This is a genomic window from Nocardioides sp. Z22_16, from assembly GCF_058134365.1.
Genome location: NZ_JBYTTI010000004.1, coordinates 618,267 through 637,961 on the forward strand (window position 1 = coordinate 618,267; position 19,695 = coordinate 637,961).

General features: G+C 71.5%; 17 protein-coding genes, 1 tRNA gene and 1 rRNA gene. 8 read left to right on the plus strand and 11 right to left on the minus strand.

All coding sequences use genetic code 11. The features are described 5' to 3' along the window. Positions 1-40: 40 nt before the first annotated feature. Complete coding sequence (yaaA, locus tag AC3X7R_RS15030; RefSeq protein ID WP_489966472.1) at positions 41-820, plus strand: peroxide stress protein YaaA; 780 nt, start codon at positions 41-43, stop codon at positions 818-820. Here the strand turns inward: yaaA and AC3X7R_RS15035 are convergent. The 7 genes from AC3X7R_RS15035 to AC3X7R_RS15065 form a co-directional block, all read right to left on the minus strand. Continuing rightward, complete coding sequence (locus AC3X7R_RS15035; protein ID WP_489966473.1) at positions 817-1,626, minus strand: zinc ribbon domain-containing protein; 810 nt, start codon at positions 1,624-1,626, stop codon at positions 817-819. The two genes, yaaA and AC3X7R_RS15035, sit on opposite strands and share 4 nt — an antisense overlap. After that, a complete protein-coding gene (locus AC3X7R_RS15040; protein ID WP_489966474.1) occupies positions 1,575-2,726 on the minus strand; it encodes a Nif3-like dinuclear metal center hexameric protein in 1,152 nt (383 codons plus the stop codon). Before AC3X7R_RS15040 ends, AC3X7R_RS15035 begins: the two co-directional genes overlap by 52 nt. A gap of 28 nt (positions 2,727-2,754) precedes the next feature. Further along, positions 2,755-4,287, minus strand: coding sequence for an AMP-binding protein (locus tag AC3X7R_RS15045; protein ID WP_489966475.1), 1,533 nt, complete (start codon positions 4,285-4,287; stop codon positions 2,755-2,757). 100 nt (positions 4,288-4,387) lie between these two features. Beyond that, positions 4,388-4,459, minus strand: a tRNA-Val gene (locus AC3X7R_RS15050). 145 nt (positions 4,460-4,604) lie between these two features. After that, positions 4,605-5,075, minus strand: a complete 471-nt coding sequence (locus AC3X7R_RS15055; protein WP_489966476.1) for a peroxiredoxin — start codon at positions 5,073-5,075, stop codon at positions 4,605-4,607. 84 nt (positions 5,076-5,159) lie between these two features. Further along, positions 5,160-6,740, minus strand: a complete 1,581-nt coding sequence (locus AC3X7R_RS15060) for an AMP-binding protein (RefSeq protein ID WP_489966477.1) — start codon at positions 6,738-6,740, stop codon at positions 5,160-5,162. Positions 6,741-6,790: 50 nt separating this feature from the next. Next, positions 6,791-7,168, minus strand: a complete 378-nt coding sequence (locus tag AC3X7R_RS15065) for a DUF3052 domain-containing protein (RefSeq protein WP_489966503.1) — start codon at positions 7,166-7,168, stop codon at positions 6,791-6,793. A gap of 206 nt (positions 7,169-7,374) precedes the next feature. Here AC3X7R_RS15065 and aceE point away from each other — a divergent pair, with 206 nt between their 5' ends. Next, positions 7,375-10,137: a pyruvate dehydrogenase (acetyl-transferring), homodimeric type gene (gene aceE, locus AC3X7R_RS15070; protein WP_489966478.1), complete on the plus strand. Its 2,763-nt coding sequence runs from the start codon at positions 7,375-7,377 to the stop codon at positions 10,135-10,137. A 24-nt stretch (positions 10,138-10,161) separates the two neighbouring features. Here aceE and AC3X7R_RS15075 read toward each other — a convergent pair whose 3' ends face one another. After that, a complete protein-coding gene (locus AC3X7R_RS15075) occupies positions 10,162-11,142 on the minus strand; it encodes an alpha/beta fold hydrolase (RefSeq protein WP_489966479.1) in 981 nt (326 codons plus the stop codon). A gap of 116 nt (positions 11,143-11,258) precedes the next feature. Between AC3X7R_RS15075 and AC3X7R_RS15080 the strand changes: the two genes are divergently transcribed. From AC3X7R_RS15080 to AC3X7R_RS15105, 6 genes are all read left to right on the plus strand, one after another. Continuing rightward, positions 11,259-12,479: a PucR family transcriptional regulator gene (locus AC3X7R_RS15080; RefSeq protein WP_489966480.1), complete on the plus strand. Its 1,221-nt coding sequence runs from the start codon at positions 11,259-11,261 to the stop codon at positions 12,477-12,479. Positions 12,480-12,558: 79 nt separating this feature from the next. Continuing rightward, the gene (locus AC3X7R_RS15085; RefSeq protein ID WP_489966481.1) at positions 12,559-13,743 is read left to right on the plus strand and encodes an acyltransferase domain-containing protein; all 1,185 of its coding nucleotides are present in this window, start codon (positions 12,559-12,561) and stop codon (positions 13,741-13,743) included. Beyond that, on the plus strand, positions 13,740-14,762 hold the full coding sequence (locus tag AC3X7R_RS15090; RefSeq protein WP_489966482.1) for a beta-ketoacyl-ACP synthase III: 1,023 nt from the start codon (positions 13,740-13,742) through the stop codon (positions 14,760-14,762). The genes AC3X7R_RS15085 and AC3X7R_RS15090 overlap by 4 nt, the downstream gene beginning before the upstream one ends. Positions 14,763-14,824: 62 nt before the next feature. Then, positions 14,825-15,070, plus strand: coding sequence for an acyl carrier protein (locus tag AC3X7R_RS15095; protein WP_489966483.1), 246 nt, complete (start codon positions 14,825-14,827; stop codon positions 15,068-15,070). A 72-nt stretch (positions 15,071-15,142) separates the two neighbouring features. Further along, the gene (gene fabF, locus AC3X7R_RS15100; protein WP_489966484.1) at positions 15,143-16,390 is read left to right on the plus strand and encodes a beta-ketoacyl-ACP synthase II; all 1,248 of its coding nucleotides are present in this window, start codon (positions 15,143-15,145) and stop codon (positions 16,388-16,390) included. Further along, positions 16,387-17,847, plus strand: a complete 1,461-nt coding sequence (locus tag AC3X7R_RS15105) for an acyl-CoA carboxylase subunit beta (protein WP_489966485.1) — start codon at positions 16,387-16,389, stop codon at positions 17,845-17,847. Before fabF ends, AC3X7R_RS15105 begins: the two co-directional genes overlap by 4 nt. A gap of 18 nt (positions 17,848-17,865) precedes the next feature. Here the strand turns inward: AC3X7R_RS15105 and AC3X7R_RS15110 are convergent, their stop codons facing one another. The 3 genes from AC3X7R_RS15110 to rrf all read right to left on the minus strand — a co-directional run. Beyond that, entirely contained in the window at positions 17,866-18,345 is a 480-nt protein-coding gene (locus AC3X7R_RS15110; RefSeq protein WP_489966504.1) for a DUF3145 domain-containing protein, read from the minus strand. A gap of 215 nt (positions 18,346-18,560) precedes the next feature. Then, positions 18,561-19,133, minus strand: coding sequence for a hypothetical protein (locus AC3X7R_RS15115; RefSeq protein ID WP_489966486.1), 573 nt, complete (start codon positions 19,131-19,133; stop codon positions 18,561-18,563). A gap of 488 nt (positions 19,134-19,621) precedes the next feature. After that, a 5S ribosomal RNA gene (gene rrf, locus AC3X7R_RS15120) occupies positions 19,622-19,695 on the minus strand; the annotation flags it as partial.

A 19,695-nucleotide genomic window follows, 5' to 3' on the forward strand; every position in this document is an offset into this window, starting at 1 on the left:
AGTCACCGGAGCCACCCAGCACGGGTCCTAGGGTTGCCCGGTGCTCATCCTGCTCCCTCCCAGCGAGGGGAAGACCGCCCCGCGACGCGGCAAGGCCCTCGACCTCGCGACCCTCTCCTTCGGCTCCCTCACCCCGACCCGTTCCCGGGTGCTGGACTCGCTGGTCGAGCTGTGCGTCGACGACCCGGTCGAGGCGGCGCGGGTCCTCGGCCTCGGCCCCACCCAGGCGGAGCTCGTGGCGCGCAACGGTCGGCTCCGCGAGGCCCCGACCGCACGCGCGGACGCCGTCTACACCGGCGTCCTCTACGACGCCCTCAGCCCGGCCACGCTCTCACCCGCGGGGAAGCGCCGTGCTACGCGACGGCTGGCGGTGACCTCCGCCCTCTTCGGGCTCCTCTCCCCCGCCGACCGCATCCCGGCCTACCGGCTCTCGGGTGACGCGACGCTGCCGGGCGTCGGTCCGGTCGCCGCGCAGTGGCGGGAGAGCCTGGGCCCCGCGGTCGTCGAGGGCGTCGGCGGCGGACTGCTGGTGGACCTCCGGTCGGGGATGTACGCCGCCTTCTGGCGTCCCGACCCCGACCTGGCCCGCAGGACGGTCGGGGTCCGGGTGCTCCACGAGCACCAGGGCGTCCGCAAGGTCGTCAGCCACTTCAACAAGGCCACCAAGGGTCGTCTCGTCCGCACCCTGCTGGAGGAGGGAGTGACGACGAGGACCCCCGGTGGCCTGGCGGACGCGCTACGGGACCTGGGGTGGAAGGTGGAGCAGGGAGAGCCCACCCAGACCGGTACGCGGCTCGACGTGGTGGTCGAAGGGGTCTAGGCCGTCGCCTTGCCACCCAGGCCCGACTCGGCGGTGCGCACCAGGATCCGCTGGCACTCCTCGCACCGGACCACGTCGTCGGCCGGCGCCGCCTTGATCCGCGCGAGCTCCTGGGAGTCGAGGCCCAGACGGCATCCGCTGCACTGCCGAGCCCGCAGCAGCGCCGCACCCACCCCGTCCTTGGCCTGGCGGAGCTTGTCGTAGAGCGCGAGCAGGTCGCTGGGCAGACCGGTCACGGCCGGCCCGCGGCGGGCGACCACCGACTGGAGCTCGACGTCGATCTCCGACTCCTTCTCGGCGCGGGCCGCCTCGAGGTCGGCGAGCCTGGCGTCGCTGGCCGCCATCTCCTCCTCCAGGCGCGCCAGGTTCGACTGCGCCTCCTCGAGCTTCTCCATGATCTCCAGCTCGGCGTCCTCGAGCGTGCCGACGCGGCGCTCCAGGGACTCCAGCTCGTGGGTCATCCGCTGCAGGTCCTTGGCGTTGGTGATCAGCCCCTGGTCCATCCGGTCCCGGTCGCGGGTGCGCCGCGTGCGCACCTGCTCCACGTCCGCCTCGGCCTTTCGCAGCTCGACGGTCAGGTCGTCGACCACGATGCGAGCGTCCCGGACACGGTCCGCGACCTCGGCACGGCTGAGCTCCAGCTTGTCGATCTCGGCCGCCTCCGGGAGGTGGGCGCGGCGGTAGCGCAGCTGGTCGACGGCGGAGTCGAGCTCCTGGACGTCGAGCAGCCTGGCCTGGTCAGCGGGATCGGCTTTCAGGGTCGTGCTCCTTCGATGTGGGTGTCTGTGGGGACCATGAACGTCCACGGGTCCGTGCGGATGGTGCTGACCCGGGTCTCCACGGTATCGCCCCAGGTCGCGAGGACCCGACGCTCCACCACCGGGAGCCAGGTCCACTCCGCGGCCCAGTGGGCCACGTCGATGAGGGCGGGTCCCTCCTTCTCGACGAACTCCGCGGCGGGATGGTGCCGCAGGTCGCTGGTGAGGTAGACGTCGACGTCGAGCGAGGCGACGTGGTCGAGGAACGAGTCGCCGGCACCGCCGAGCACCGCCACCCGGCGGACGGCACGGTCGCCTCGGCCCGCGACCCGGACCCCCTGCACCGTCCCGGGGAGCCGGTCGCGCACGACGGCGGCGAACTCCTCCAGGGTGGTGGGGGCGACCGATCCGATCCGGCCCGTGCCGGTGCGTGCCTGGTGTGGATCCGCCATCTCCAGCACGTGGTAGGCGGGCTCCTCGTAGGGGTGGGCGTCGAGCATGGCGCGCACAACCTCCCGGCGACGGCCCCGAGGCAGGACCACCTCGATCCGCTCCTCGGGCACCACCTCGAGCTCACCGGTCCGGCCGATCGTGGGCTCGGCGCCCGACAACGGGCGGAACCGGCCCTCGCCCGCGGCGGTGAAGCTGCACAGGTCGTAGTCACCGAGGGCGCCGGCGCCGGCCTCGCCGAGCACCCGACGCAGGCGCTCGGCTGCCTCCCGGGGCACGTAGACCACGAGGGTGTCGAGGGCCGCCTGAGGGGCGGGCAGCAGCGGCTCGAGCTCGGCCAGCCCGAGGGTGGACGCCAGCGCCTCGGAGACACCGTCGATCGCCTGGTCGGCGTTGGTGTGGGCGGTGAGCAACGCACAGCCGGCCTGGGCCAACCTCGCCAGCGTCCGCCCCTTGGGGGTGGTCGCCGGGAAGCCGTGCACCGGCTTGAGGAAGAGCGGATGGTGGACGACGAGGAGGTCCGCTCCCCAGTCCGCCGCCTCCTGAGCGACGTCGAGCGTGGGGTCCACCGCGAACATCACCCGGCGCACGGGAGCCGCCGGGTCGCCCAGGACCAGGCCGACGGCGTCCCACTGCTCCGCCGTGCCGGGGGGATACCACGCATGCAGACGCTCGACGACTTCCTGCAGGGTGGGCATGGACGTGGATCCTAGTGCTGCTCGAAGCTCAGCGGTCGGCGCGGTCCCGGTCCGCCCAGTACTCCCGGCGAAGCTTGAACTTCTGCAGCTTCCCGGTCGCGGTGCGGGCCAGCAGCTCGCGGAACTCCACCGAGGTCGGCGCCTTGTAGCCGGCCAGCCGCTCCTTGCACCAGGCGATGAGCTCTGCTTCCGAGACGCTCGCCCCCTCGGCCAGGACGACGAGCGCCTTGACGGTCTCGCCCCACTTCTCACTCGGGACGCCGATCACCGCCACCTCCGCGACGTCGGGGTGGGAGAAGAGGGCGTCCTCCACCTCGATGGAGGAGACGTTCTCCCCGCCGGTGATGATGACGTCCTTCTTGCGGTCCACGATCGTGAGGTAGCCGTCCTCGCCGATCCGGCCCCCGTCGCCGGTGTGGAACCACCCGTCGCGCAGCGTCTGCGCGGTCTCGTCGGGCAGCTCCCAGTAGCCCTCGAGCACCACGTTGGAACGGGCGAGCACCTCGCCGTGCTCGTCGGTGGCGAGCTGCACCCCGAGCGCCGGCGCTCCCGCCCGCACGAGGCGACCGGCACGCTCCTCGAGCGACAGCCCGTCCCACTCCTGCCGCGTCCGGTTGATCGTGAGGAGGGGCGAGGTCTCGGTGAGCCCGTAGATCTGGATGAACTCCCAGCCGAGCTCCTCCTCGACCCGGACGATGGTCCGCGTCGGCGGCGGCGCGCCGGCCACGATGATCCGGACCTGGTCCCGCCCCGGTATCGGCCCGTCCCACGACTCCGCCGCCTCCAGGACGGCAGCGACGACCGCCGGTGCGGCGCACATGAAGGTGACGCCGTGCTCCTGGACCCGACGCAGGATCTCAGCCCCGTCGACCTTGCGGAGCACCACCTGCTTGACGCCCAGACCGGCCGCGGCGAAGGGCATGCCCCACCCGTTGGCGTGGAAGGTCGGGAGGGTGTGCAGGTAGACGTAGCGGTCGCTGACCCCGGCGTGGAGGGCGAAGGTGGTCGCGTTGAGCCACAGGTTGCGGTGGGTCAGCTGCACGCCCTTCGGCCGGGCCGTCGTGCCGGAGGTGTAGTTGATGGTGGCGGTGGCCGCCTCGTCTGGCTCCCAGGGCTCCGGGACCGACCCGGGCGGCGCGAACAAGAGCGCGTCGTCGCCGAGGACGAACCGGTGCTCCGCGGTCACCCCGGCGAGTGCCTCGTCCAGCTCGGGGTCCACGTAGAGCACCCGTGAGCCGGAGTGGGCGACGATGAAGCGGACCTCCTCGGCGGAGAGCCGGAAGTTGACCGGCACCAGGACGCGACCGGTGCCGCAGACGCCGTAGTAGGCCGCCAGCAGGCGGGCACTGTTGTGGGAGACGATCGCCACCCGCTCCCCCGTGCCGATCCCGAGCTCGTCGAGACGCGCGCCCATGCGCCGGCCGAGGTCTGCCAGCCCCTCGTAGGTGAGCTCACCCAGCGACGGGGCGGGCTGCCGCGGCTCGTCCACGACACCGACCCGCCGGCCGTAGACCGTCTCGGCCCTGTCGATGAAGTCGCGCAGGGTCAGCGGTACGAGCATGGGTCCTCCAGGGCGCCGAGAAGGGACCACCTCACTCTGGCACACCGTGACCCGGCAGACCGTGACCCCGGCACGCCGCGCCCCGCGGCTCCTCCAGGCGTGCGTCGGGACGGTTTCGAACCGCCGACCGCTCGGGTGTAAACCGAGTGCTCTACCGCTGAGCTACCGACGCGAGATGCGCGCAAAGACTACGGCACGGGAAATGAGTTGAGCCGCCGGTGTCTCGGGTCACCAGCGGCTCAACGACTCCGATGCTACGGCCTCCGGGCTACCGGTGTCTGGAGATTGGCCGCCACGAAGGTAAAGAATTCTCCCACTCAGGCCTCGGCCGCGGCCCGGAGCTGCTCGAGGTGCTCGTCGAGGTCCCTTCCCTGGGGCAGCGGATTGTGCACCGACCAGCTGATGGTGCCTGCCCGGTCGATGACGTAGGAGGAGCGCCGCGGGGCGCCCTTCGTCTCGTCGAAGACCTCGTAGGCGCGGGAGACCTCGCCGTGCGGCCAGAAGTCGGAGAGCAGGGGGAAGTTGAGCCCGTCCTGGTCAGCGAAGGCGCGGAGCGAGTAGACGGGGTCGCAGGAGACGGCGATCACCTCGGTGTCGAACGTCATGAACTCGTCGAGGCGGTCGCGGACGACCGCCATCTCCCCGGTGCACACCCCCGAGAAGGCCCACGGGTAGAAGAGGATCGCGACCGCCTTGCGACCGCGGTACTCCGACAGGGTGACGTCCTGGCCGAACTGGTCGCGCAGGGTGAAGTCGGGGGCCGGTCCCCCGGAGATGAGTCCGCTCATGATGGCGTCATCATCCCACCCGTCGGCCGCGGCCGGCCCCCGGGGAGCAGGTCGGAGTCGCCGGCCTGCTCCCGCGAAGCCGGCTCAGCTGTTGGCCAGGACCCGCTTGAGGATCTTGCCCGTCGCGTTGCGGGGCAGTTCGTCGAGGAAGACGATCTCCCTGGGCACCTTGTACCGCGCCAGGTTGCCTCGGACCCAGTCCTTGAGGACGGTCTCGTCCGCGGCCACCGGGTCGGAGACGACCACGAAGGCGCGGAGCCGGTAGCCGAACTCGTCGTCCTCGATCCCCACGGCGGCGGCCTCGACCACGCTCTCGTGGCGGCACAGGCAGTCCTCGACCTCGCGGGGGAAGACGTTCTCGCCACCGCTGACGATCATCTCGTCGTCGCGGCCCTCCACGTAGAGACGGCCGTTCTCGTCGAACCGGCCGACGTCGCCGGTCGACATCAGGCCGTCGATCATCTCCTTGTTGCCGCCGCCCGTGTAGCCCTCGAAGAGCATGGAGTTGCCCACGAAGATGCGACCGGTCTCACCCTGCGGCACCTCCTTGCCCTCGGGGTCGAAGATCTTCACGATCGTCGCGTACGGCGGCTTCCCGGCCGACGTGGGCGACTCGCGCAGGTCCACGGGGTTGGCGATCGAGGCGTAGGCAACCTCGGTGGAGCCGTAGATGTTGTAGAGGTTGTCACCGAACCGGTCCATCCAGGCGAGGGCCAGGTCGCCGGGGAGCGCCGACCCCGAGGCCGCGACCATCTTGAGCGACGGCATCTGAATGGCTGCCAGCGTCTCCTCGGGCAGGTTGAGGATCCGCTGCAGCATCACCGGGATGACGATGAACGAGTCGCACCTCTCGTCGCGCACCACCTGCAGCGACTCCTCCGGGTCGAACCTGCGCCGCAGCACGATGGTCGACCCGAGCAGCATCCCGAGGAAGAGGTGGGCGAAGCCCCACGTGTGGAAGAGCGGCGCCGCGATGTGCGTGCGCCACCCGGACTTGAGCGGCAGCCGCGACATCAGGGCCACCGCGTTGCTGATGCCGGCCTCCTTGCGCGGCGCGCCCTTCGGGGTGCCGGTGGTGCCGGAGGTGAGGATGACGATCCGCGCGTGGTGCTCCGGCGGAGTGAGGTCGCTGGTGGGGTGGGAGGCGATCAGCGCCTCCAGCGTGTCAGGGGTCCCCGGCACGTCGGTCCAGGCGACGATCTTGTCCTTGACCTCCGCGGCGGCGAGCAGCGCGCTGAACTCCTCGTCGTGGATGACCAGGACCGGCTTCTCCCGGGCGATCACGTCGACCAGCTGCGGGCCGGCGAAGGCGGTGTTGAGGTAGAGCAGGTCGGCACCCAGCTTGGCGACACCGATGGTGGCGTCGACGAAGCCGCGGTGGTTGCGGCACATGATCCCCACCTGGTCGCCCTCCTTCACCCCGCGGGCGGCGAGGGCGTTGGCCAGGGCGTTGGACCGCTCGTGGATCTGCTTGAAGGTCAGCGAGCCGAGCTCGTCGATCAGTCCGACCTCGTCCGGCCGCGAGATGGCCAGCTGGCTGAAGCCACCGGCCGGCCCGGTCCCCCAGGCCTTGACGGTCTTGACGATCCCGCGGAGCACCCGGGGGGACATGGGGTGGATCACCCCGGCGCTGGACAGCACGGACAGGGTCTTGGCGATGCTCATGGGAACCTCGGGCTCGTGGAGGAGCCGCGTCCGGGCTGAGGGACGTCGACTCAGGCTGGTGTCTTCGGCGTGACCAGCCGCGTGGCCTGCCAGTCCTTGCTGACGGCGGCGGTGGTGGTCTGGGCGAGACCCGCGATCGGCGCGGCCTCTGCGATGTCGGCGGCATCGACGCTGTTGGGTCGGCCCACCTTCGGAGTCAAGAGCCAGATGGCGCCGCCACCGACGACGTCGGTCTTGGCGTCGACCAGACCGTCGGCCAGGTCGCCGTCCTCGTCACGCCACCACAGCACCACGGCGTCGACCACGTTGCCGTAGTCCCCGTCGACCATGTCGGCGTCGATGGCGTCCTCGATCGCGATCCGCAGGTCGTCGTCGGTGTCTTGGTCCCAGCCGAGCTCCTGCACGACCAGTCCGGGCTTCAAGCCCATCCTGCTCGCGACACCGTCGCCCGGTCCCTGGGTGGACTCCCCGCCCACGCTCGCAGTCAACGGACCCTCCTTCGTCACGTCTACCCCCGCGGGTGCGCGGAGTGGTGAGTAGTCCAGCGGAGTCCGGCTCTGAGCGCAAGCCTGGGACCACACGACATACTCATGGGTAGATTCTCCCGGCTTCCTCGACGTGCAACGATGCACGGGTGAGTGACCAGACGTCTGAACGCCCGCACCCCCCGTCCGTCATCCACGAGGGGCTCCCCACGCAGCTACCGGACATCGATCCGGAGGAGACGCAGGAGTGGCTCGCGAGCTTCGACTCGCTGGTCGACGACCGCGGCCGCGCGCGGGCCCGGTACCTCATGCTGAGGCTCCTGGAGAGGGCTCGGGAGAAGCAGGTCGGAGTGCCGGCTCTGCGCTCCACGGACTACATCAACACCATCCCCTCCGAGCGCGAGCCGTGGTTCCCCGGTGACGAGGAGGTCGAGCGCCGGATCAGGGCGTTCATCCGGTGGAACGCCGCGGTGATGGTCTCCAGCGCCAACCGCAAGGGACTCGAGGTCGGCGGCCACATCGCCACCTACCAGTCCGCGGCCAGCCTCTACGAGGTCGGCTTCAACCACTTCTTCCGTGGCAAGGACCACCCGGGCGGCGGCGACCAGATCTACATCCAGGGCCACGGCTCGCCCGGCATCTACGCCCGCGCGTTCCTCGAGGGCCGGCTGACCGAGGGTCAGCTGTACCGCTTCCGGCAGGAGGTGCAGCACGGCGTCGGCCAGGGGCTCCCCTCCTACCCCCACCCCCGGCTGATGCCCGACTTCTGGGAGTTCCCGACGGTCTCGATGGGGCTGACCGGCATCAACTCCATCTACCAGGCGCGCTTCAACCGCTACCTGGCCAACCGGGGCATCAAGGAGACCTCGGACCAGCGGGTGTGGGCCTTCCTCGGCGACGGTGAGATGGCCGAGCCCGAGTCGCTGGGCGCCATCCGGGTCGCGGCCCGCGAGGAGCTCGACAACCTCACCTGGGTCATCAACTGCAACCTGCAGCAGCTCGACGGTCCGGTGACCGGCAACGGCAAGATCATCCAGGAGCTCGAGGCCAACTTCCGCGGCGCCGGCTGGAACGTCATCAAGGTGATCTGGGGCCGCGAGTGGGACGCCCTGCTGGCCCGCGACGTCGACGGCGTCCTGGTCAACCGGATGAACACGACCCCCGACGGACAGTTCCAGACCTACTCGACGGAAGACGGCGCCTTCGTCCGCGAGGACTTCTTCGGCACCGACCCGCGCCTGCGGGCGATGGTCGAGCACATGAGCGACTCGCAGATCGAGAAGCTGCCCCGCGGGGGCCACGACTACCGCAAGGTCTACGCCGCCTTCGACGCCGCCACCAAGCACGTCGGGCAGCCCACGGTGATCCTGGCGCACACCATCAAGGGCTGGACGATCGACGCCCTCGAGGGCAAGAACGCCACCCACCAGATGAAGAAGCTCACCCCGGCCGACCTCAAGAAGTACCGCGACCGGCTCTACCTGCCGATCAGCGACCGGGAGCTCGAGGAGTCCTACGAGAAGACCGGCGGCGCGCCGTTCTTCCACCCCGGCAAGAACGCCCCCGAGATCGAGTACATGCTGGAGCGCCGCCGCGCCCTCGGCGGCTCCGTCCCCCGGCGCATCGACCGCGCGACACCTCTGTCGCTGCCCGGCAAGGAGACCTACTCCGAGCTGCGGCAGGGCTCGGGGAAGAACAAGGTCGCCACCACCATGGCGGTGGTCCGTCTCCTGAGGGACTGGATGAAGGACAAGGGGATCGGCGACCGGATCGTGCCGATCGCCCCGGACGAGTACCGCACCTTCGGCATGGACTCGATGTTCCCGCACGCCAAGGTCTACAACCCGGGCGGCCAGCGGTACGACGCCGTGGACCGCAAGCTGCTGCTGACCTACAAGGAGTCGGCCCAGGGCCAGATGCTTCACGAGGGCATCTCGGAGGCGGGCGCGATGGCCTCGGCCACCGCGGCGGGCTCCGCCTACGCCACCCACGGTGAGCACATGATCCCGTTCTACATCTTCTACTCGATGTTCGGCTTCCAGCGCACCGGCGACTCCATCTGGGCCATGGCCGACCAGATGGCGCGCGGCTTCCTCATCGGAGCCACCGCGGGGCGCACGACGCTGACCGGCGAAGGGCTCCAGCACGCCGACGGCCACTCGCCGCTCCTGGCCAGCACCAACCCGGCCGTCGTGCACTACGACCCGGCGCTGGCCTACGAGGTCAGCCACATCATGGAGTCCGGCCTCTCCCGGATGTACGGCGAGCAGGCCGAGAACGTCATCTTCTACCTGACCGTCTACAACGAGCCGGTGAGCCAGCCGGCGGAGCCCGACGACGTCGACGTCGACGGCATCCTGCGCGGCCTGCACCGGGTGAGCGTCGGCCAGGGCGACGGACCCCGCGTCCAGCTCCTGGGCTCGGGGGTGGCGTGGCCCTGGGTCGAGAAGGCGGCGGCGATGCTCCAGGAGGAGTGGGGCGTCACCGCTGACGGGTGGTCGGTGACCTCGTGGAACGAGCTCGCGCGCGACGCCGTGGCCGCCGAGGAGTGGAACCTGCTGCACCCCGCCGAGGAGCGGCGGACGGCCTACGTCACCGACAAGCTGCGCGACGCCGCCGGCCCGGTGGTGGCGGTCTCCGACTTCATGGCCGCGGTCCCCCTCCAGATCGCCCGCTGGGTGCCCGGCGACTACCGGGTCCTCGGGACGGACGGCTTCGGCTTCGCCGACACCCGGCCCGCGGCCCGGCGCTACTTCCACGTGGACGCCGAGTCGATCGTCGTCCAGGCGCTCCAGGCGCTGGCCGACGCCGGCGAGTTCCCCGTGGAGAAGGTCGCCGAGGCGGCGACGCGCTACCGCATCGACGACCCGACCGCGGTCTCGGACGTGGAGCAGGAGGGCGGGGACGCCTGAGCCGCCTGCGGTCGCCGGACCTGCTCAGCTCGGGATGCTGCGCAGGTCCGGCACCGGCGAGACGGGCGCCTCCCCGGCCTCGCTCCGGGGAACCGGTCTGTCCGGGCCCTGCTCCAGCAGCCGGCGCCAGGTCGCCCTGGAGTGTCGCTGGGGCTCGGTCCCGGCGATGAACTCCCGCAGGATGGCCACGAACCTCTCCGGGTGGTCCTTGTGCGGGAAGTGGCCGCTGTCGGGCAGCACCTCCACCCGCGCCCCCGAGGCCAGTTCCGCGGCGTGGGCGGCGTGGCTCGCCGGGATGACGTGGTCGTCGGCGCCCCACACCACGCACATCGGCATCTGGCGGGTCAGGTAGGCGCGGTCCGCCATGGTCACCACCTGGCCCTTCCAGTCGACCACGGCGCGCACCACGTGACGGATCGCGGCACGTTGACGCGGGTCGGCGAACTGCTCGTAGACCGCTGCTACCTCGTCCAGGTCGCGGGTGCGGGGCAGTCCGGACGCGGCGAGAGCGCGGAGGGTGGTCGAGGCCAGGTGGCGCACCACCGGAAGGGTGAGGACCCCCATCACCTGGTGGAACCCGGGCGTCGTGATGGCACGGATCGCGGGGGTGACCTCGGGTCCCAGCCCACCGGAGGAGACCAGCACGATCCGCTCGGTGCGCTCGGGGTACTGGTAGGCGAACTGCATCGCCACGCCACCACCGAAGCTGTGGCCCACGACCGTGACCTTGTCGATGCCCAGCACCGTGATCAGGTCGCGCATGCCGTTGGCGTAGCCGCCCAGGCTGTAGTCGGCCCGGGGCTTCTCCGACTGACCGTGGCCGAGCAGGTCGGGGGCGATGACCGTGTGGTCGCGGGCCAGGTCGGCCAGCACCGGCGACCAGGTCCGGTGATCGCAGCCGAGACCATGGACAAGGAGCACCACCGGGCCGGAGCCCGCCCGCACGAAGGCCCGCCGATGGCCGTGCAGCGTCAGGTGGGAGAGCTCGAGGGCTGGGTCGGACACGCGTTCCCCCTTCTCGGACGTGACGACATTCAAGCAGTTGCCGCCGCCCGGGAGCTCGGTGTGCGGCGGGTTTTACATGATCGAGATCTTTGGAGGGTGTGCACTAACCTAGGCGTGTGACTTCTGCCACCGAACACCTCGTCCCCGAGGACCGCGCGGGGGTCGTCTCGGCCCTCGACCGCTCCTCCGGCGCGCTCAGCACCGCGGCGATGGCCCGGATGGAGACGGAGATGCCGTGGTTCCCCCAGCTGAGCGCGGAGGACCGATCCTGGGTCGGGCTCATCGTCCAGGCCGGCATCCGCGGCTTCACCGGGTGGCTGCGGAGCCCGCCCACCTCCGGTGCCGAGGGCTCCTGGGGCCACGCGCTCGCCGGGCAGGTCTTCGGAGCTGCTCCGCGCGAGCTCACCGGCGTGATCAACCTGCAGCAGACCGTGGACCTGATCCGGCTCAGCATCGACGTCGTGGAGTCCAACATCGAGTCGCTGGTGGAGCCCTCGGAGCTCCCTGCGGTCCGTGCGGCGGTGATGCGCTACGCCCGTGAGGTCGCCTTCGCGACCGCGGAGGTCTACGCCAGGGCCGCCGAGTCCCGGGGTGCCTGGGACGCCCGACTGGAGGCGCTGGTCGTCGACGCGGTGCTCAGGTCCGAAGGTGACGAGACCCTCCTCTCCCGTGCGAGCGCGCTGGGCTGGGCGGCGCGCGACGGCGTCACCGTGGTGCTGGGCAGCGCTCCGCTGTCGCGCACCGACACCGACGTCTTCGGGGAGGTGCGGCGGATCGCCCGTCTGGCCGGCATGGACGCCCTGTGCGCCACCCAGGGCGACCGCCTGGTCGTCGTGCTGGGCGGCGTCGTCGACCCCCGCGCCGCCGCAGACGCGGTGGCACGACTCTTCGGCGAGGGGCAGGTCGCGGTGGGGCCGAGGGTCTCCGGCCTCGACCGTGCCCACGTCTCCGCGCGAGCCGCCGCGGCCGCCCTGCGCGCGGCTCCCGGATGGCCGGACGCACCGCGCCCCGTCACCAGTGACGACCTGCTCCCGGAGCGGGCGCTGGCCGGGGACGGTCACGCGCGCCGGCACCTGGTCGACGAGGTCTACGGCACGCTGGTCGGCTCGCGGGGAGCGCTCGTCGCGACCGTGTCGGCCTACCTGGCGGCCGGCGGCTCCACCGAGGCAGCCAGTCGCGCCCTCTACGTGCACGCCAACACCGTGCGCTACCGCCTGCGCCAGGTGGCCGCGCTCACCGGACTCGACCCGACCGTGCCGCGCGAGGGCTTCACCCTGCAGATCGCGCTGGTGCTGGGGCGTCAGTCTCCCCGCTCGGCCACTCCCGACTCTTTGTAGGAATCCCACAAAGTTCTGATCCGCCTTTCGTGTGCGTCCCCGATGGGTTCCGGGCGTCCTGACCGGCAGAGTTGGTCGTGTGCTCGTCATCGTCGCACCCGGACAGGGTGCTCAGTCCCCCGGTTTCCTCGCCCCGTGGGTCCAGGACCCCGTCTTCCGCTCCCGCATGGAGTGGCTCTCCACCGTCGCCGGCCTCGACCTGGTCGCGTACGGCACCGAGTCCGACGCGGAGACGATCCGGGACACCCGGATCGCGCAGCCGCTGCTGGTCGCGACCGGCCTGGTGGCGGCCCTCGAGCTCTTCCCCCACCCGGCTGACGCCTTCGGCAAGATCGGGGCTGTGGCCGGCCACAGCGTCGGCGAGCTGACCGTCGCGGCCGGCGCGCGAGCCATCACCGCGGAGCAGGCCATGGTGCTGGTCAGGGAGCGCGGCGCAGCCATGGCCCGAGCCGCCGCTGCCACTCCCACCGGCATGACCGCCGTGCTCGGCGGTGACCGCCAGGAGGTGCTCGACGCCCTGGCCGGCCACGGCCTCGTGGCAGCCAACGACAACGGTCCCGGCCAGATCGTCGCGGCCGGCACCGACGTCCAGCTGCGCGCCCTGGCCGACGCGCCCCCGGCCCGTGCCCGGCTGGTCCCGCTCAGCGTGGCGGGCGCCTTCCACACCGTCCACATGGAGCCCGCGGTGGGTCACCTGGCCGCCTTGGCCCGCTCCGTCTCGACCCACGACCCACGCACCCGGGTCATCTCCAACCGCGACGGCCAGGTCGTCCACGACGGCCAGGAGCTGCTCGCGCGGTTGGTCGGCCAGATCGCCGCGCCCGTCCGGTGGGACCTCTGCCTGGAGACGATGCACGACCTCGGCGTCACCGGCATCCTGGAGATGCCCCCCGCCGGCACCCTGACCGGCATCGCCAAGCGGGCGCTCAAGGGCGTGGAGACCTTCGCACTCAAGCACCCCGACCAGCTCGACGACGCCCGTGCGTTCTGCGACCGGCACGGCGAGGCCTCGCCGATGGACATCTCCCCCACGTGGCGGATGGTCGTCGCCCCCGCCAAGGGGACCTTCCACCAGGCGCAGGACGTCGTCTCGGCCGCGTCGCTGACCCCGGGCCGCGTGATCGGCGACGTGGCCAGCCTGCGCGACCGCACGCCCGTCGCCGCCCGCCACGGCGGGCAGGTGGTGGAGTGGCTGGTCGAGGACGGGGACCCGGTCTCCCCCGGCCAGCCCCTGCTGCGGCTCCACCCGGAGGGAGCTGCGTGAGCGCGCTCAAGCCACTCTCGGCCACCGCCGGGTCCCCCGGCGCCCGGATCCTCGGCATCGGGGCCTACCGCCCCAGCCGGGTGGTGCGCAACGCCGATCTGGTGGCGGCCATCGACTCCAGCGACGAGTGGATCCAGCAGCGCTCCGGGATCAAGCAGCGCCGCTTCGCCACCCCCGAGGAGACCGTCCAGATGATGGGGGTGCAGGCCGCGCGGGCAGCCCTCGAGCGCGCAGGCCTCGAGGCCCGCCAGGTCGACTGCGTGATCGTCGCGACCGTGAGTCACCTGATGCAGACACCGGCGGTGGCGACAGCCATCGCCCACGAGCTCGGCACCGACCAGGCCCCCGCGTTCGACGTCTCGGCCGCCTGCGCGGGCTTCTGCCACGGCCTGGCACTCGCCAACGACCTGGTCCGCGGAGGGACCGCTCGTCACGTGCTGGTCATCGGCGTGGAGCGGCTCAGCGACATCACCGACCTCCACGACCGGGGCACGGCGTTCATCTTCGCCGACGGTGCCGGTGCCGCGGTGGTGGGCCCCAGCGACGAGCCCGGCATCTCCCCCGTCGTCTGGGGCTCGGACGGCGAGCAGTTCGACCTGATCCGGCAGCGCGAGGACTGGCGCGACGTCGTCGGCACCGCGGACGCCCCCGGCAGCGGGGTGATGCCGCACCTCACCATGCAGGGCAACGCCGTCTTCCGTTGGGCCTCGTTCGCGATGGCCAAGGTGGCACGAGAGGCCCTCGACCGGGCGGGCGTGCAGCCCGAGGAGCTCGACGTCTTCGTCCCCCACCAGGCCAACATGCGCATCATCGACGCCATGGCCCGCTCCATGAAGCTGCCCCCCCACGTGCGGATCGCCCGCGACGTCGCCGAGCAGGGCAACACCTCGGCGGCGTCCGTCCCGATGGCCCTCGAGCGGATGATCGCCGACGGCGAGGCGCGCTCGGGCGACACGGCACTGCTCATCGCCTTCGGTGCCGGGCTCGCCTACGCCGCACAGGTCGTCATCGTCCCGTGAGCGCACCCCAGCACCCTCGACGCGACACCTCAGTTCACCCCACCCAAGGAGAAGGAAGCAACATGACCACCGAAGAGATCCGCACGGACCTGGCCGAGATCGTCAACGAGGTCGCCGGCATCGACACCGGCGACGTGCAGCTGGACAAGTCCTTCGTCGACGACCTGGATGTCGACTCGCTGTCGATGGTCGAGGTCGTGGTCGCCGCCGAGGAGAAGTTCGGCGTCACCATCCCCGACGACGAGGTGAAGAACCTGCGCACCGTCGGTGACGCGGTCGCCTTCATCGAGCGCGCCCAGGCTGCCTGACCCGGCCGGCCGGTGGTCCACCAGGACCACCGGCCAGCGACCCCTCGACCACGCAAGGAACGGAAGACCCACATGAGCACCCGAGTAGTCGTCACCGGGCTGGGCACCACCAGCCCGCTCGGCGGCGATGTCACCTCCACCTGGCAGGGCATGCTGGCCGGCCGGTCCGGCGTACGCCGCCTCGAGGACCCCTGGGCAGCCGACATGCCGGTCAAGATCGCCGGCCGCGTCGCCGTGGAGCCCAGTGAGGTCCTCGAGCGCGTCAAGGCGCGCCGCCTCGACCGGTCGAGCCAGTTCGCCATGGTCGCCGCCCAGCAGGCCTGGGCGGACTCGGGCCTGGCCGGGGGGGAGGTCGACGGGGACCGACTGGCGGTCTCGATCGCGTCGGGCATCGGGGGCGTCACCACGCTCCTGGACAACTACGACGCCCTCCGCGACAAGGGACCGCGCCGCGTCTCCCCCCTGGCGGTGCCGATGCTGATGCCCAACGCGCCGGCTGCCAACGTGTCGCTCGTCCTCGGCGCCAGGGCTGCCGTCCACGCCCCCACCTCGGCCTGCGCCTCGGGCAACGAGGCGATCGCGATGGCGCTCGACCTCATCTCCCTCGGCCGCGCCGACGTCGTCGTGGCAGGCGGCACGGAGGCGGCGATCCATCCGCTGCCCATGGCGGCGTTCGCCAACATGATGGCGCTGTCGAAGAACGACGGCGACCCGGCGAGCGTCTCGCGGCCCTGGGACACCGCGCGCGACGGCTTCGTCCTCGGTGAGGGCGCCGGCATCCTGGTGCTGGAGTCCGAGGAGCACGCCCGCGCCCGAGGGGCGAAGATCTACGCGGTCGTGCTCGGCGCCGGGATCAGCAACGACGCCCACGACATCGCTCAGCCGGACCCGGAAGGGCGCGGAGGGACGCGAGCGATCCGCCAGGCCGTGACGGCCGCGGGAATCACCGCCTCCGACGTCAAGCACGTCAACGCCCACGCCACCTCCACCCCTCTCGGAGACGTGGCGGAGGGGCTGATGCTGCACGCCGTGCTGGGCCACGCCGTCTCCGACGTGGTGGTGACCAGCACCAAGTCCATGACCGGGCACCTGCTCGGCGGCGCCGGGGCGCTGGAGGCCGTGGCCACCGTGATGGCCCTCCACGAGCGCGTCAGTCCCCCGACGATCAACCTCCACGCGCTGGACGAGCGGGTGGAGCTCGACATCGCCACGAAGGCCCGCCCCCTCCCGGACGGCGAGATCGCCGCCCTCAACAACTCCTTCGGCTTCGGCGGCGCCAACGTCGCCGTCGCCTTCGGCTCGGCAGGAAGCGCGCGATGAACTCCCTCCCCACCCCGGCGCCGGCGCTCCCCTCCCAGGCACGGGTCGCCGCCAAGGTGCCCCGCGACGAGGACCCGCGTCATCCGGCCCGCCGCCTCGCGGCCCTCTTCGACGAGGGGACGATCGAGCTGATCAGCCCCGACGACGACTCCGGGATGCTGGCTGCGACCGGGCAGATCCACGGGGCCCGCGCGGTCGCGTTCTGCTCGGACGCGACGCTCATGGGCGGCGCGATGGGCGACACCGGCTGCCGGGTCGTCGTCGACGCCTACCACCGGGCACTGGCCGACCGGGTGCCGATCATCGGGCTGTGGCACTCCGGCGGGGCCCGTCTGGCCGAAGGGGTCCTCTCGCTGCACGCCGTGGGACGGATCTTCCACGCCATGACCCAGGCGTCCGGCAAGGTGCCGCAGATCTCCGTGGTCCTCGGCCCTGCGGCCGGCGGTGCCGCCTACGGGCCCGCCCTCACCGACGTGGTCATCCTGGGACCAGAGGGACGCATCTTCGTCACCGGGCCGGACGTCGTGCGCTCGGTGACCGGGGAGGACGTCGACATGCTCCGGCTCGGGGGACCCGAGCCGCACGGCCGACGCTCCGGGGTCGTGCACGTGCTGACCGACTCCGAGCAGGAGGCGCTCGCCCGCGCCCGGACCCTCACCTCGCTGCTCGGCTCGCAGGGCAGCCTGGACCCCGACGCCGTGGAGGACGTCGACCTCGAGGCGCTGCTGCCCGCGTCACGCAAGCGCGCCTATGACGTCCACCCGCTGGTGGAGGCCGTTCTCGAGCCCGGCTCGGTCCAGGAGCTCCACGCCCGCTGGGCACCCAACGTGGTGACGGCCCTGGGCCGGCTCGGCGGACGCACGGTGGGCGTCGTGGCCAACAACCCGTTGCGGCTGGGCGGCTGCCTCGACTCGTTCTCCGCCGAGAAAGCCTCACGGTTCGTCCGGATGTGCGACGCCTTCGGCATCCCTCTCATCGTGCTCGTCGACGTGCCCGGCTACCTGCCGGGCGTGGGCCAGGAATGGGACGGCGTGGTACGCCGCGGCGCCAAGCTCCTGCACGCGTTCTCCGAGTGCGTGGTTCCCCGCGTCACCCTGGTGACCCGCAAGACGTACGGGGGCGCCTACATCGCGATGAACGCGCGCTCCCTGGGGGCCACCCGCGTCTTCGCCTGGCCGGGCGCGGAGGTAGCGGTGATGGGGGCCGTGGCCGCCATCCGGGTGCTGCACCGACGCCGGCTCGCGGAGGTCTCGCCCGACATCCGGCCTCAGGTGGAGGCCGAGCTCGCTGTCGAGCACGAGAAGATGGCCGGCGGCGTCGAGAAGGCGGTCGAGATCGGCGTGGTCGACGAGGTCGTCGACCCGAGCCGCACCCGGACTGCTCTGGCCCGGGCGATCGCCGCCGAGGTCGAGGCCCACGGGGTCCGCCGCGGCGAGCACGGCAACATCCCGCTCTGACCTCCCCAGGGGTGAGGCTCAGACCACCTGGTGGAGCCAGCGGACCGGAGCGCCGTCGCCGGCGTGCCGGAAGGTCTCCAGCTCGTCGTCCCAGGGCTTGCCGAGCAGCTTGTCGATCTCCAGCAGCACGGTCGTGTCGCCCATGGCGGCCTTCACGACCGCAGCCTTCAGCCTGTCCTCGGGGATCATGATGTCGCCGTGCAGGCCGGTCACCGCGTGGAAGACACCGAGCTCGGGCGTGTAGGAGTAACGGCTGCCCTCCGTCGAGGCGGTCGGCTCCTCGGTCATCTCGAACCGAAGGTGGTTCCAGCCGCGCAGCGCGGACGCGACAGCGGCCGCCGTGCCCGCCGGACCGGCCCAGGACAGCTCGGCACGGTAGGTGCCGGGCTGGGCAGGCTGAGGGATCCAGTCCATGCTCACCGCAGCACCGATCACGCCGCCCACTGCCCACTCGATGTGAGGGCAGAGCGCGGACGGTGCAGAGTGCACGAACAGGATCCCCCGAGTGGCAGGTCCATTCGGGCGAGGGGCAGTGCGTGTGGTCACCGTGACCTCCTTCGTTCCGGCGCGAGCTACGCCTTCCCCAGCGGTCTCATCTAGAACAAGGAGCAAGATGACATGTATGTGGTTTGTGCGTCTATTGTGACTCAACCGAGACGACATTGCCAGCGTTGTCGGTCCGGACACGCCGAGGCGTCTCCGGACCGCACGCGTCAGGCCTTGCGCTCCAGCATCTCGGCACGGTCCGCGGCGTCCGTGATCTCTTCCCCGTCGATGGCGTGGGTGCGGTGGAACCAGGCCAAGGCGTCGCCGTTCCGGCCGGCAGCCTCGAGGGTGTCGGCGTAGGCGTAGCGCAGGCGCACCACCCAGGACGCGCGGCTCTTCGACATCAGAGGTGCCAGCTCGAGGGTGCGCAGGGCCGCGTCGAGCTGACCCATGTCGCGCCGGGCACCTGCCTCGACCAGCGTCATCTCCGCCTTCGCCTCGGGGCTGAAGTTGGCCACGGACGGGCTCTTCGCCAGCTTGAGCGCCTGCTCGGGCTGGCCGAGCGCCCGGTGACAGTCCGCCATGATGGGCAGGTAGTCCGTGGCGCCGTTCATCCGCTTCGCAGCGCGCAGCTCAGCGAGAGCCTCCGCGTAGTGTCCAGCTGCGTAGGCGGTCTCTCCGGCGGCCTCACGCACCACCGCGAGGCGTTGCGCCCGGGAGCGGGCCGCGAGGGCGTGCTGGTAGGCGGTCTCCGGGTCGTCGTCGATCAGCTCTCCGGCGGCGGCCAGGTGGCGAGCCACCCGGGCGGCCAGCTTCTCCGGGAGCCCCTTGAGCTGAGCCGTGATCCCACGGTCCAGCTCCTTGCCCGTGATGTGCGCCGGGATCTCGGGCCCGTCGTACTTGGCCTGGTCGACCGTGCGGGGACCCCGCTCGTCGCCATCCCGGGGACGCCGGGGGCCGCCGCGATCTCCGCGGTCCGTGGACCGTCCCCCACGCTCGTTCGCGCGTCCGGACCTGTCGTTCGCCCGACCGCCCCGACCCTCGGACCGGCCGTCCGACCGACCGCCGGTCGAGCCGCCGGCGCGAGTGGGCCTTCCACCGCGTGCGTCGGAGCCGCCGGGACCGCGAGCGGCCCTCCCGTCCCCGCCGCCACTGCGGCCTCCTTGACTGCGACGCTGCTCGGCCACGACTCCACCTTCTCGTTGTCTCTTCGCGTGCACGGCCCGTCTCGACAAGACCGTGAAATGGCGCAGAGGCCACCCTAATGGGTGGCCTCTGCGGAGTGTATGTCCGGCGGCGTCCTACTCTCCCACAACCTCTCGGTTGCAGTACCATCGGCGCTGAAAGGCTTAACTTCCGGGT

Excerpts from the sequence above, each read along its gene's own strand:
- AC3X7R_RS15095 (WP_489966483.1), top strand. The coding sequence starts at position 14,825 with ATGACCACCGAAGAGATCCGCACGGACCTGGCCGAGATCGTCAACGAG.
- AC3X7R_RS15045 (WP_489966475.1), bottom strand. The coding sequence starts at position 4,287 with ATGCTCGTACCGCTGACCCTGCGCGACTTCATCGACAGGGCCGAGACG.
- AC3X7R_RS15065 (WP_489966503.1), bottom strand. The coding sequence starts at position 7,168 with ATGGGCTTGAAGCCCGGACTGGTCGTGCAGGAGCTCGGCTGGGACCAA.
- AC3X7R_RS15105 (WP_489966485.1), top strand. The coding sequence starts at position 16,387 with ATGAACTCCCTCCCCACCCCGGCGCCGGCGCTCCCCTCCCAGGCACGG.
- AC3X7R_RS15040 (WP_489966474.1), bottom strand. The coding sequence starts at position 2,726 with ATGCCCACCCTGCAGGAAGTCGTCGAGCGTCTGCATGCGTGGTATCCC.
- AC3X7R_RS15060 (WP_489966477.1), bottom strand. The coding sequence starts at position 6,740 with ATGAGCATCGCCAAGACCCTGTCCGTGCTGTCCAGCGCCGGGGTGATC.
- AC3X7R_RS15055 (WP_489966476.1), bottom strand. The coding sequence starts at position 5,075 with ATGAGCGGACTCATCTCCGGGGGACCGGCCCCCGACTTCACCCTGCGC.
- fabF (WP_489966484.1), top strand. The coding sequence starts at position 15,143 with ATGAGCACCCGAGTAGTCGTCACCGGGCTGGGCACCACCAGCCCGCTC.